The organism is Methylomicrobium album BG8 (assembly GCF_000214275.2).
Lineage (GTDB): Bacteria > Pseudomonadota > Gammaproteobacteria > Methylococcales > Methylomonadaceae > Methylomicrobium > Methylomicrobium agile.
Map to the genome: position 1 here is coordinate 1551694 of NZ_CM001475.1, position 13558 is coordinate 1565251.

10 protein-coding genes are annotated in these 13558 nt (G+C 55.0%); 6 read left to right on the plus strand and 4 right to left on the minus strand.

Annotated elements, in window-relative coordinates; genetic code table 11:
- Positions 1-190 precede the first annotated feature (190 nt).
- The gene (gene glgC / locus METAL_RS06770; protein WP_005370871.1) at positions 191-1450 is read left to right on the plus strand and encodes a glucose-1-phosphate adenylyltransferase; all 1260 of its coding nucleotides are present in this window, start codon (positions 191-193) and stop codon (positions 1448-1450) included.
- A 580-nt stretch (positions 1451-2030) separates the two neighbouring features.
- A complete protein-coding gene (malQ, locus tag METAL_RS06780) occupies positions 2031-3512 on the plus strand; it encodes a 4-alpha-glucanotransferase (protein ID WP_005370872.1) in 1482 nt (493 codons plus the stop codon).
- Between the two features lie 214 nt (positions 3513-3726).
- Here the strand turns inward: malQ and METAL_RS06785 are convergent, their stop codons facing one another.
- From METAL_RS06785 to METAL_RS06800, 4 genes are all read right to left on the minus strand, one after another.
- Positions 3727-4596, minus strand: coding sequence for a quinoprotein dehydrogenase-associated putative ABC transporter substrate-binding protein (locus tag METAL_RS06785; protein ID WP_005370873.1), 870 nt, complete (start codon positions 4594-4596; stop codon positions 3727-3729).
- Between the two features lie 261 nt (positions 4597-4857).
- Complete coding sequence (locus METAL_RS06790; RefSeq protein ID WP_005370874.1) at positions 4858-6696, minus strand: methanol/ethanol family PQQ-dependent dehydrogenase; 1839 nt, start codon at positions 6694-6696, stop codon at positions 4858-4860.
- Between the two features lie 412 nt (positions 6697-7108).
- Positions 7109-7825: a UDP-2,3-diacylglucosamine diphosphatase gene (lpxH, locus tag METAL_RS06795; RefSeq protein ID WP_005370876.1), complete on the minus strand. Its 717-nt coding sequence runs from the start codon at positions 7823-7825 to the stop codon at positions 7109-7111.
- A 296-nt stretch (positions 7826-8121) separates the two neighbouring features.
- Positions 8122-8631 (minus strand): peptidylprolyl isomerase, encoded by a 510-nt coding sequence (locus METAL_RS06800; RefSeq protein WP_425357666.1) that lies wholly within the window; start codon positions 8629-8631, stop codon positions 8122-8124.
- Positions 8632-8841: 210 nt separating this feature from the next.
- Between METAL_RS06800 and cysS the strand changes: the two genes are divergently transcribed.
- From cysS to METAL_RS06815, 4 genes are all read left to right on the plus strand, one after another.
- The gene (cysS, locus tag METAL_RS06805) at positions 8842-10275 is read left to right on the plus strand and encodes a cysteine--tRNA ligase (RefSeq protein WP_005370878.1); all 1434 of its coding nucleotides are present in this window, start codon (positions 8842-8844) and stop codon (positions 10273-10275) included.
- A 213-nt stretch (positions 10276-10488) separates the two neighbouring features.
- Positions 10489-11118, plus strand: a complete 630-nt coding sequence (gene fchA / locus METAL_RS06810; protein ID WP_005370879.1) for a methenyltetrahydrofolate cyclohydrolase — start codon at positions 10489-10491, stop codon at positions 11116-11118.
- Between the two features lie 53 nt (positions 11119-11171).
- Positions 11172-11879, plus strand: coding sequence for a P-type ATPase actuator domain-containing protein (locus METAL_RS21515; RefSeq protein ID WP_051040355.1), 708 nt, complete (start codon positions 11172-11174; stop codon positions 11877-11879).
- 26 nt (positions 11880-11905) lie between these two features.
- Complete coding sequence (locus METAL_RS06815; protein WP_051040356.1) at positions 11906-13483, plus strand: cation-translocating P-type ATPase; 1578 nt, start codon at positions 11906-11908, stop codon at positions 13481-13483.
- Positions 13484-13558 lie beyond the last annotated feature (75 nt).

Here is a 13558-nt window from a genome sequence, read left to right on the forward strand (position 1 = left end):
TTGCTCGGCCTCGACACTCGAAGGCGACGGGGTAGCAGGGTGGAGGAGCTGGGTCTTTAGGGCGTCAGTATCTTGCAGGGTTTTCGAGCGTTTCGTCACTGGATTTCGCCTCATTGGAGTAAAATAAATTTGCAGTGAATGTTACCAAACACGACAATAGATGTGAATCTATATCTAGGAGGAGGATCAAATGCCAGACCATTTAATGAGTCATTTAACACGCAATACCATCGCGCTGATTTTGGCGGGAGGTCGAGGTTCACGTCTGATGAATATGACGGATTGGCGTGCTAAACCGGCCGTACCGTTCGGCGGTAAATTCAGAATCATCGATTTCCCCTTATCCAATTGCGTCAATTCGGGGATTCGTAAGATCGGCATCCTGACGCAGTACAAGGCTGATTCGCTGATTCGGCATATCCAGTTAGGGTGGGGGTTTCTGACCGGGGAGTTTGGCGAATATGTTCATATCATGCCTGCCCAGCAACGTCATGACGAAGATTCCTGGTATAAGGGCACGGCCGATGCCGTATTCCAGAATATCGATATCCTGCGGGCACGTAACCCCGACTATGTGCTCGTGCTTGCGGGCGACCACATATACAAGATGGACTATGCGGCGATGATCGCGGATCATGTGGCCCGCAACGCCGATCTGACCATCGGCTGCATTGAAGTCTCTTTGCAAGACGCCACCGCGTTCGGCGTGATGGGCGTCGACGAAAACCGCCGGGTGCGGGCGTTCGTCGAAAAACCGGCCAATCCTCCGGTCATGCCGGGTAGAACCGACAGCGCGCTGGCGTCGATGGGCATCTACGTATTCAACTCGCGTTTCCTGTTCGAGCAGCTGATCAAGGATGCCGATACCCGAGGCAGCCAACATGATTTCGGCAAGGACATCATTCCGTCCGTGATCGACAAATATCTGGTGAACGCCTATCCTTTTCTGGATATGCAGAGCGGCTTGCAAAGCTACTGGCGGGACGTAGGTACGATCGACGCGTATTTCGAAGCGAATATGGAGTTGATCGGCGTCAAGCCTGACATGAACCTGTACGATCAGACCTGGCCGATATGGACTTATCAGGACCAGACGCCGCCCGCCAAATTCGTTTTCGACGACGACAACCGGCGCGGCTATGCGGTCGACTCGATGGTATCCGGCGGCTGCATCATCTCCGGCGCTTCGGTTCGGCATTCGCTATTGTTTTCGAACGTGCGCGTCAATTCCTTTACGACGCTCGAACATTGCATCGTGCTGCCGCAAGCGAATATCGGCCGTAATTGCCGGATCAAGCGCGCGATCATCGAAAAAGGCTGCGAGATTCCGGAAGGTACGGTCATCGGCGAGAATCTGGCCGAAGACGCAAAGAAATATTACGTCAGCCCGGGCGGCATCGTGCTGGTGACGCCGGACATGCTCGGTCAGAAGCTGCATTTCGTTAGATAGACAGCTTAACCCGATGCTGCCGCCGGACCCGCGAATGAGTCCGGCGGCAGCATCGGATTTGCGAGGCGCGTTTTTCCGCCCCGTTATCCGTAAAATCCAATGGTTGACCGAGAAGGGACGGTTTGTTGTCGAGGCAGAGGCGATATTCCTTGAAATAATGGGTGAAGTATTGTTTAATCTGGCCCAAGATAAAAGCGCCCCCAGCTTGCGTTGCGAGGTATTTCATCATTTGCGCGAAAGGCATCCTATCAGCAATGCGGTTCCGTGTCGCCGATTCGCGCGCTCTTTTTTCCATGTGCCGGAACGGCCGTTCCGGCAAGCGGCTTGCGTCGAGCCTCCTAGGGCGATTTTTCCGGGCTGCTCAATACCCATTCAGCTTTTGGTTCCGAGATAGATGAATCCCGGCATTGTTGCTATGATCGTTCAAAACAGGCCGCAGCGCCAGCGGGCTGGGAAATTCCCTGTCGGCCGTTCCCCGTCTGGCCTTGCCGGATCCCACCTGCTTCGGTTTTTACCTCGGCAGCAAGCCGAGTGCAGTCAAAGGCTCATTAAGGTTTTTCATTTTGCTTGAGATGATTGTTTGAATAATGTACTGAACCAACGGCGTGCAGGCGTCCTTCTGCATATAACTTCCCTGCCCGGTCATGATCGGCAGGGCGATCTAGGTCAAAACGCATATTATTTCGTTGATTTTCTGCAAAATTGCGGCGTCTCGGTATGGCAGACCTTGCCGCTCGGGATGCCTCACGGCGATGGTTCGCCTTATCAATGTTTGTCAGCGCATGCGGGCAATCCGGAATTGATCAGTCTCGATCAACTGGTGCAGTCGGGATGGCTGAATTTTTCCGACCAGGGGCCGGTGGTTCGCGAATCGCGCGAGTTTGACAAAGGTGCGCTGGTCGCGCAGGCCTATTACGGTTTCCTGGATAGGGCGAGCGAACAGGACCAGGAAGACTTCAAGCAGTTCTGCGAAGCCAAGGCTTTTTGGCTCGACGATTTTGCGCTGTTCATCGTGCTCAGGAACGAGTTCGACTGTAAAAGCTGGAATTACTGGCCCGAGCGTTACAAGGAACGCGATCCGAAAGCGTTGAAAGAAATGGAGCGGCGCCTGAAACGCGAAATCGACTGCATTAAATTCGAGCAATATGTGTTTTATAATCAATGGATGGGCCTGAAGCGCTACGCGAACGAGAAAGGTATTTTATTGTTCGGCGATGTGCCCATTTTCGTCTCGTACGACAGCGCGGATGTCTGGGCCAACCGTTCCGTGTTCAAGCTCGACGAGTCGGGAGAGATGCGAGTCGTTGCAGGGGTTCCGCCGGATTATTTTTCCGCTAACGGGCAGCGCTGGGGCAATCCGCATTATGACTGGACTGTATTGCGGCAAAATGGCTTCGACTGGTGGCTCAAGCGGATGGGAACCCAAATGGAACTGTTCGATATTCTGCGCATCGACCACTTCCGTGGGTTTGAGGCCGCCTGGGAAATTCCGGCGCACGAAGAGACCGCAATCAACGGCGCCTGGGCCAAAGCGCCCGGCAAAGCGTTGTTGCAGGCGATCAATGGCGAATTCGGCGCAATTGCGCTGATCGCCGAGGATTTGGGGGTGATTACCCACGAAGTGGAAATGCTTCGGGACGAATTCGAGTTGCCGGGCATGAAGATTCTGCATTTCGCATTCGGCGGCAATACGGACAATCCTTATCTGCCGAGTCACTACACCAAAAACTGCGTCGTCTATACCGGCACGCACGACAACGATACGACCGTCGGCTGGGTGCACAAGCTGAGCCATCAGCAAAAACATTTCGTTTACGATTATCTCGGCTTTCCGTCCATTCCGCTGCATTGGGCTCTGATGCAGGCGGCCTTGAGTTCGGTTGCGAACCTTGCCGTGATTCCGATGCAGGATATCCTGGAACTGGATACCGAGCATCGGATGAATACGCCCGGTACGACGTCCGGCAACTGGAATTGGCGTTTTCAGTGGTGCCAGTTGACCGACGAGCGGGCCGGGAAGCTGGCTCACCTGGTCGCTCTATACGATCGAAAACGTGCGTAGGTCGGGTTACGACTGCATGGATGCAGGAGGTAGAGCAACGCAGGGAGCAGTTGCCGACGACTGCATGGATGCAGGAGGTAGAGCAACGCAGGGAGCAGTTGCCGGGCGATAGCGTAACCCGGCATTTCGAAGCCGTGATTTCGGGTTACGCTGGAGGACCGTAAATCGCTCCGTCCATCATTGCTTTTTATAATCCGGACTGCCCCAGTCAACATCAATCATCGTCTTTCGGCTTCGCCGTCTTCTTGATCTCGGTCAGAGGGATATGGTAGCTTTCAATGATTCTCCGGATTTCCTTCTTGTTTTCGGCAATCAGTTTGTTCAGCATTTGCTGCCTTTCTTTGTCGCCGTTCCTGACGCCCATCGCCATAGCGAATTCAAACGGGATGCCGGACTCCGAGTGCATCGGTATCTCTGTATAGCCGTTCTTGGGCCCCTGTGAAACGATATAACCCGCAATCGGTCCCCATACGATCACCATATTGATTTTTTTCGCTTTTAAGTCTCGATCGATTTGCATCGCAACATTGTTGTCTTCGTCGCCGGACATCGACTGGTAGGGGATGCTCGTCTCCAGCAGTCCGTGTTTTTGCAGCCAGGCAGTCCCCGGTCCCCGGTCGAACATCGCGATTTTCGCGGCTTCCTGTTTTTCCAGGGGGAGTTCAGCCAGTTGCTGGGCGTTCTTGATGTCGTCAAAACCCCGGCCTTTGGCGATCAACAGGACATAAGTCGATTGATAATAAGGTTCCGTGGTCAAGGCCATGTCTGAATCGGCAGGGACGTTCATTACCACGTTGCATTTGAATTCCTTGCTGTCCACTTCTTTTTCGTCGACAGGTGCGTTCAAGGTGTTGCGGATGAAGCCGATGCGTTGCGGGAACCACGTATACTCGATTTTCTGTCCCAGCTTCTTTGCAAACAGTTCGGCTATCTTGTTCTCGAAGCCGTCTTTCTTTTTAGTCGAATAGGGCGGATTCAACGGATCGGCGCAGACTTTGAATTTTTCTTTGGCATGAATCGGCGCAACGCTTCCGAGCAGAAGGGCGCTGATCACGAATCGTCGAAAAATGGATTTTGCCTGCATGAATATTTCCTCCAGGGAATAGTGATAGGAATCGGGGCTTGAGAATGGGTAAAAAATTTTAACCAAATTCATTTAAAGGGAAACAGACAGCCTTTATAGCGCATGGCGGTCGAACCGGCAACGATTAATCGGGATCGCTGCCAGAGCCGGCAGGAAGCCTGGCATGGAAAAAGAATTGAATCACTTCAATAAATAAAAAAAAGCCCTGACCGAAGAATCAGCCAGGGCTTCGATTCAGCCTATAAACCCAAACCGCTTGGCTTAGTCCGGCAATGTGAACACGGTCAAGGTGCCGCCCAGTTTGGTGAATGAGCTCAGGCTTCTGTATGCGCCTACTGCGCCCAGACCTTCGCTTTCGCCTTCCAGGCCGGCCGCGATACCGATACCTGCCCAGCCGCCGATGCCCGACAGTACGCCAATATATTGTTTGCCGTTATAGCTCCAGGTGTTGACGTTGCCGATGATGCCCGATGGGGTCTTGAACCGGTACAGTTCCTGGCCGGTCTTCGCATCGACCGCTTTCAGGTAGCCTTCCAGCGTACCGTAGAATACCACGCCGCCAGCAGTGGCGAGTGAGCCGGACCACACAGAGAATGGTTCTTTGTTGGACCAGACGATCTTGCCGGTTTTCGCATCCCACGCGGTGAATTGGCCCAGGTTGGTGGAACCGTCAGGCTGTCCGGTGATGACGTCCGCGCCGGCCGGCATCATGGTCAAAGTTGCGCCCACATAAGGCTGGCCCGCCGTGTAAGAAACTTCGAACGGCTCGTAGTTCATGCACAGGTGGTTGCCCGAGATGTAGAACAGGCCGGTTTGCGGAGAGTAAGACGTAGGTGCCATGTTTTTGGCGCCCAATGCCGCAGGGCAGGCGCCTTCGGTGGTCACGTCTTCGCCGTTGTGTTCGGTGCTGTATTTTGGATCGCCTACAGGACGCCCGGTATGCATGTCGATGTGAGTCGCCCAGTTGACCGATTTGTCGAACTTTTCGGCAACCAGCAGTTCCCCGGTTTCACGATCCAAAGTGTAGCCGAAGCCGTTACGGTCGAAATGCACGATCGTTTTGTGCGGTTTGCCTTTAACTTCCTGGTCGACCAATACGGTTTCGTTGATACCGTCGTAGTCCCATTCGTCGTGCGGAGTCATCTGGTAAACCCATTTGACCGCTCCGGTATCCGCATCGCGCGCCCACAACGACATCGACCATTTGTTGTCGCCCGGACGTTGCGCCGGGTTCCAGGTGGATGGGTTGCCGGAGCCGTAGTAAACCAAGTTCAGTTTAGGATCGTAGCTGTACCATCCCCAGGTGGTGCCGCCGCCGATTTTCCATTGGTCGCCTTCCCAGGTGCTGGTACTCGAGTTAGGGCCGACCGGTTGTACCTTGCCGTCTTTCCAGGCAGTGGTTTTGTTCGGGTCGATCAAGGTGTCGGCATCAGGGCCCATGCTGTAGCCTTTCCATGCCAGCTGGCCGGTTTTGATGTCGTAGGCTGCCAGGAAGCCGCGTACGCCGAATTCACCGCCGGAGATACCGGTCAGGACTTTATCTTTAACCACCAATGGAGATTGGGTGTTGGTCATGCCCAGTTTCGGGTCGCCGTTTTGTACGCTCCACACGCGTTTGCCGGTCTTTGCGTCCAAAGCGGTCAGAACGGTATCGGATTGCTGCAGGAAAATTTTGCCGTCGCCGTAGGCCAAACCGCGGTTGACGGTGTCGCAGCACATGACGGGTACGGTCACGTCAGCGTCCTGGGTCGGAGTGTATTCCCAGATGATGGCCTGGGTTTTTTGATCGATTGCGAAAACGGTGTTAGGGAAAGGAGTATGGATGTAAAGAACATCGTTTACGACCAGTGGGCCGCCTTCATGACCACGCAGAACACCGGTAGAAAAAGACCAGGCTGGCTGCAGATTTTTGACGTTGCCGGCGTTGATTTGGCTCAGCTCGCTGTAACGGGTGCCTGCATAGTTTCCGCCCCACATAGACCAGTTAGCGGGATTTTGCGAAAGTTGTTCAAGTTCGCTGTTAGCCGATGCAATTGCCGGTGCAGCCAGGATTGCAGCCACACTTGAAGCTAGCAGCCAACTCTTAATAGGCTTCTTCATATTTTTCTCTCCTGGTATTTTGCTGTGCCACAAAATACGGTTTATTTATTTTGACTAATATTAGTTTTTGGGTGAATTGGTGTTTTTCGAATGGTCAAACAGGCTCACTCCAGTTGCTTAGATTCAGGGATTTTTCCTAAAAAGTCAATATCAAAGAAGGATAAAAGGCATATTACGAAATGGAAAATTCAAAAAAATCAGGTTGTTGCGGTTTTTGACGGCTCCGCTTTTGTAGACATTGCGCTTCAGTGGTTCAGGGATTTTTTCCTAAAAAAATCAATGCCGGAAAAGGCCGGCAGGCGTATTCAGGAAAAGGAAAGCACAAAAAGAATCAGTCTGTTGCGGTTTTCCGGCAGCTCCGTTTTTGCGGATCTTATGGCTTGGCGACCGGGCCGGCGAGGTTCCGGTCTCTTCAAATTTTCTCGATGCCGTATCCCTGATTTGTCCAGCATAATGCCTGACCTGTTTCTTTGCTCCAGGCGGCCAGCACGAAGCGGCGTACCGACTCGCCGTCGATCTGAAAATCATGTATGCCGGGCCGGTGGGTATGGCCGTGGATCAGCTGCCGGCAATTGTGTTCCTTCATGATGCGCATCACCGTTTCCTGATTGACGTCCATGATTTCCTGATTTTTTTTGCGCTTGTGCCAAAAGCTGCGCAAACGATACCAGCGCGCGGCCAAAAGGCGTAGCGGCAGGGGTTTGCTCAGGACCGACCGTATCCATTCCGGGGTATGCGATTTGGCGCGAAACGCCTGATAGGGCAGGTCGTCGGTGCAGAGCAGATCGCCATGCGTAAGCAGAGTCGGGATGCCGTAGAGATCGATCACATGGTAATCGCCGAGCAATGTTACGCCGGTTTCGCGGCAGAAACGCTCGCCGAGCAGAAAGTCGCGGTTGCCCGACTGAAAGTACACCCGAGTGCCGCTGTCGACCAATTCTTTAAGCCGGCGTTTGATCTTGCCGTTCGGCGGCGTCGGATCGTCATCGCCGATCCAGGCATCGAACAGATCGCCGAGAATGTACAGCGCTTCGGCCCTGGAGGCGCGGTTTTCCAGGAAATCCAGGAAACGGCGGGTGATTTCGGGCTTGTCGAGCGAGAGGTGGAGGTCGGAGATGAAGAGGATCATGATTCAAAATGTAGGATGGGTACGACTGCACGGATGCAGGAGTTACGACCCCAGGAATGGAGGAGATGGATTGCGTCGGGGACACGCGATCGAGAGCGATGCAGGAGCTATTGCCGACGACTGCAGGGATGCAGGAGGTAGAGCAATGCAGGAGCTATTGCCGACGACTGCAGGGATGCAGGAGGTAGAGCAATGCAGGAGCTATTGCCGAGAGCGCAAGCGAAACCCATCAAGAAATAACACCTGATGGGTTTCGATTGATGGGCTTTGGCTAGCGCCTCTACCCATCCTATGCCTTATTTAATCTCTTCCGCCTTTTCGATCACGATGTCGGCCTTCGGCACGTTCTGATGCGGGCCGCGGTTGCCGGTCGGCTGGTCGGCCATCTTGTCGACCACGTCCATGCCTTCGACGACTTCTCCGAACACCGCATAGCCCCAGCCGCTCGGAGTCGGGCTGGTATGGTTCAGGAAGGTATTGTCGGCGTAGTTGATGAAGAACTGCGCGGTCGCGGAATTTGGATCATTCGTGCGCGCCATCGCGATGCTGCCGCGTTTGTTCGGCAGGCCGTTGTCCGCTTCGTTCTTGATCGGAGCATCGGTCGCTTTTTGCTGGAACTGGGTGTCGAAACCGCCGCCTTGCGCCATGAAGCCTTTGATCACGCGATGAAAAATCGTGCCGTTATAAAAGCCCTTGTTCACATAGTCGAGAAAATTCTGCGATGAAACCGGCGCTTTGGCAGGATCCAGCTGGATCACGATGTCGCCAAGCGAGGTGGTCAGTTTGACTTTCGGGGATTCAGACATTTTGTTTTCCGTTGCGAATGAGAGTGTTGAATTTAAAACGAGTATCAGGCTCAGAAAGATGAGACGCATGAGTTTTTCCTTGACTAAGATACAAAACGGTTAAGTTTATGTGTTTTCGCCTTGAAAGAGAAGCGTGCGCTTGGTAAATTGTAACGTTTTGCAAACGGGCGGTTAAATTTCCGCCCGTCCCGATCACGGAATTCTCGGTTCATGTTGAAAATCTACAATACCCTGACGCGTCGAAAAGAAACCTTCAAGCCTCGCATCGAAGGCAAGGTCGGCATGTATGTGTGCGGCATGACCGTTTACGACTATTGCCACATCGGCCATGCGCGGGTGATGGTCGTGTTCGACACGGTGGCGCGTTATTTCCGGCATTTGGGATACGATTTGACCTATGTCCGGAACATCACCGATATCGACGACAAGATCATCCAGCGCGCCAACGAGAACGGTGAGGATTTCAACCGACTGACCGCGCGTTTCATCGACGCGATGCACGAGGACGAGCGCGCGCTGGCGGTGTTGCCGCCGGACATCGAACCGCGTGCGACGCAATCGATCGCCTCGATCATCGCGATGATCGAAGCCCTGCTTGCGAAGGGCTATGCTTATATCGGCAGCAGCGGCGACGTGTTCTATGCGGTCGAAAAATTCAGAGACTACGGCAAGCTGTCCGGCAAGAAGCTCGAAGAATTGCAAGCCGGAGAACGGGTCGATGTCGATGCGGCGAAGCAGAATCCGTTCGATTTCGTGCTCTGGAAAATGGCCAAGGCCAACGAGCCTTCATGGCCTGCTCCGTGGGGCGACGGCCGCCCCGGCTGGCATATCGAATGCTCGGCCATGTCGACCTGCTGCCTCGGCAATCATTTCGACATTCACGGCGGCGGCATGGATCTGCAGTTTCCGCATCACGAAAACGAAATCGCCCAGTCCGAAGGCGCGACCGGCGAAAAGTTCGTGAACCTGTGGATGCACAACGGCTTCGTGCGGGTGAACGAAGAGAAGATGTCCAAGTCGCTCGGCAATTTCTTCACGGTGCGCGAAGTGCTCAAGCAGTACCGGCCCGAGATCATCCGCTTCTTCATCCTGTCGAGCCATTACCGGAGTCCGCTGAATTATTCGGATGAACAGTTGAATGAGTCGGCAACTGCGCTGAATCGGCTCTATACGGCCCAGCGTGGCGTAACCGCTCCCGATGCGCCGATTCTTCCCGACTATCGAGGTCGCTTCGAGCAGGCGATGAACGACGATTTCAACACGCCGGTTGCGGTTTCGGTGTTGTTCGACCTCGCGCGGGAATTGAACAAGGCTAAAACGAAAGACGTGGAGCAGGCAGGGCAGTTTGCGGCAAGTCTAAAACAGCTCGGCGGCTTGCTCGGCATCTTGCAGGACGATCCTGAAGCTTGGTTGAAAAGCGGGGCATTTCATTCCGCCGTTTATGAAAGCGCAACCGCTGGTGATTGGGTTTCGGCAGACGTGATGAGAGGGGATGTTTGGATAGAGCGGCAAATCCAGGCCCGCCTGGACGCCAAAAAAGCCAAAAGCTGGGCGCTGGCCGATCAAATCCGCAATCAATTGAAAGAACAAGGCATCATCCTCGAAGACGCGCCGAACGGGACGACCAACTGGCGGCGCGTCTAGCGACGCCTCGTGTCGCTCTGTAGGGTACGCTCCGCGTACTTTTCGAGATGTCGATTCGGACCCTTCCCTCAAAAAATGATACGCGGAGCGTACCCTACGGAATACAGGCGTGTTATTTTTACCCGAACCTTTTGTTTGCGATTTTTGAAACAATTTAAAGAATGGACTTGATGGGCTCGGGCATCTTCTCATTATCTTTGCAATTTTTTTAAAATGACCGAAATCAAAGACAAATCCCTCGAAACCTTCTTCACTGAACTGGCCAGCAAGGCGCCGACGCCCGGCGGCGGCAGCGCCGCGGCGGTGATGGGCGCCCAGTCGGCGGCGCTGACCAGCATGGTCTGCAACCTGACGATCGGCAAGCCCAAATTCGCGGAAGTCGAGGCCGACATGCAGGCCCTGCTAGAAAAATCCGAAGCGTTGCGTGTTAAGCTGACCGACATGATCAAAGCCGATGTCGATGTGTTCAACCGGCTGATGGCGACTTACGGATTGCCGAAAGAGACCGACGAACAAAAAGCGGTGCGCAGCGCGGCGATTCAGGAGGCGTTGAAAGAAGCGACCGAAGTACCCTTGACCTGCGCGCTCGCCTGCCGCGAAGCGATCGACCTGAGCCGGCTTGCCGCCGAAAAAGGCAATCCCGGCGTGATCAGTGATGCCGGGGTTGCCGCGATGGCAGGCTACGGCGCGCTGAAAAGCGCGGCGCTGAATGTCTATATCAATGCAGGCAGTTTAAAGGATCGTGACTTTGCGGAAGCCAAACTGGCCGCGCTGGAGTCGCTGTTGCAGGGAAGCGAGGTTGCTGCCGAGGAAATTTATCGAATCGTGAAGACAAAGTTATAAGATACGAAAATAATTATTTGTAAATCCGGAGGATTAATCGCAAACCTATCGTTGTGCTGAATGCGGTGATCGGTTTCTTTCAGGAATTTCGCGCCGAAAAGGCCGTCGCTTCTTTAGCCCGCTTGGCCGCACCCAAAGCCAGGGTCGTCCGGAACGGACGTGCGCAGGTATGCGCTGCGGCCGAGATTGTAGCCGGCGATATCTTGCTGCTGGACGCGGGCGATCTGGTGGCGGCCGATGCCCGCCTGATCGAAGCTTCCTCGTTGCGCGCCAACGAAGTCTCTTTGACCGGCGAATCCCAACCGGTAGACAAATCGATCGGCATTCTACCGATTGAAACGCCTTTAGCGGACCACAGCAATATGGTGTTTCTGGGGACCCGTATCGCCGGAGGTTCGGCGCGGGCGTTAGTCATCGCAGCCGGTATGGGTACCGAGTTAGGATTGAGTGCGCAATTACTGGAAACAGCGGAAAAAGATGCCACGCCGCTGCAAAAACGGCTTGACAGGATTACCCGTTATCTTTTGGGGGCATGCCTCGGTACCGTGGCATTGGTATTTCTGTTGGGCTTGCTGCGGTCTGCGGTGCTTTTCGAATTGTTTCTTTCTTTCCGCGGTCAGCCTAGCCGTGGCTGCGATTCCCGAAGGCCTGCCGGCCGTCGTGACGGCGGCCCTGGCGCTGGCAATGCAGCGCATGATTCGCCGCAACGCTTTGGTGCGCCGTATGCTCGCAGGCCTGCGGTTTTACGAGGTGACGGGTGAAGGCTATCGGGTAGAAGGGAGTTTTTTTGGGCGATGCGCAGCGCGTGCTTTCGCAAGACGCCGCGCTTTATGCATTGTTGTATGCGGCGGCGGCCTGTAGCGATGCCGAACTCGCCGGACAGGGCATCATCGGCGATCCGACCGAAGGTGCGTGCCGCCAAAGGCGGCATCGGCCGCGCGGACATCGAAGCCTCTGCGTCCGCTTGACTGCGCTGCCTTTCGACTCCGGGCGCAAACGCATGACGGTTGTGCGCAGGGAAGGAGATTCAGTCAAGGCTTTCACCAAGGGGGCATCCGAAGTCGTGTTGGCGCGTTGCGCCCATATCCATGACAATGGGGAATTCAGAACGCTGGCCGATGAGGATCGGCAGGCCATTACGCAAGCGGTGGGAGAAATGGCCCGGAATGCCTTGCGCGTGCTCGCCGTCGCTCAGCGCCCGCTGATCGATCCCGAAGGTACGGCCGACGAGATCGAACGGGAGTTGGTTTTTCTCGGTCTGTTCGGTTTGCAGGACCCGCCACGAGCCGAGGCCAAAAGCGCGGTGGCGCGCTGCCGGAGCGCCGGCATCAAGCCAGTGATGATTATCGGCGACCATCCCGATACGGCGGCGGCGATCGCACGTGAACTGGGCATTTTGGGAGATGACGGCGACAAACGGGTGACCGGCCGTGACCTGGAGCGAATGGCCGATACCGACTTTGCCAGCATGGTACGGAATACGGCGGTGTATGCGCGGGTAACGGCCGAAGACAAGCTGCGTATCGTGCGCGCCTGGAAAGCGGACAATAAGGTCGTGGCAATGACCGGGGACGGCGTGAATGATGCGCCGGCGCTGAAGGAAGCGGCTATCGGCATCGCCATGGGGCAAACCGGTACCGAAGTTACGAAGGAGGCCGCCGATCTGATCATCGTCGATGACGACTTTTCCTCGATCGTCGCCGCAGTCGAAGAAGGGCGAGGCCTCTATGAAAATATCGCCAAAACCCCTGCTTACCTGCTCGCCGGTAATTCTGCCGAATTAATGGTGATGCCGATCGCGGCGCTCGTGGGCTGGCCGTTGCCGTTATTGCCCTTGCACTTATTGTGGATCAACTTGACCATCTATAGCCTGCCGGCCTTGGCGCTGGCGACCGACCCGGTCGCTGCCGACGTGCTGAAGCGTCCGCCGCGGCCGCCTGAGGCGCAGTTGCTGGACGAAGAGCACGTTCGCCTGACCCTTTTGGCCGGCGTTTTGACGGCGGCAACCTCCCTTTCCGCCTTCGTCTTGGAATTCTATCTGTACGGGGAGGGTTTGGAATATGCGCGGGACGCCACCTTCACGGCATTGGTAATTGCAGAGCTGTTACGGGCATTCGGCGCGCGCAGCAGCCGAAAGACCGTGTTCGAGATAGGGCTGTTGTCGAACCTGTGGCTGTTTCTGGTCATTATCTTGAGTTTTTCCCTGCATTTGCTGATTCACCAAATGCCGGTGCTGCAGGGCTTGTTTGTAACGAAGCCGCTGCCCGCCGACCATTTTGTCGTCTGGATGGCGCTGGGATGCATTCCGTTGACGGCTTTGGAAGTCAGAAAGGTGCTATTGAGTCGGCAAAGGCGTTTCAAATAAGCAGGGTATAAGTCGGGAAAGCCGGGGCCGTGTTCTATGGCACTTTGATGGATGAAGCCGATTGTCTCGGGGGCG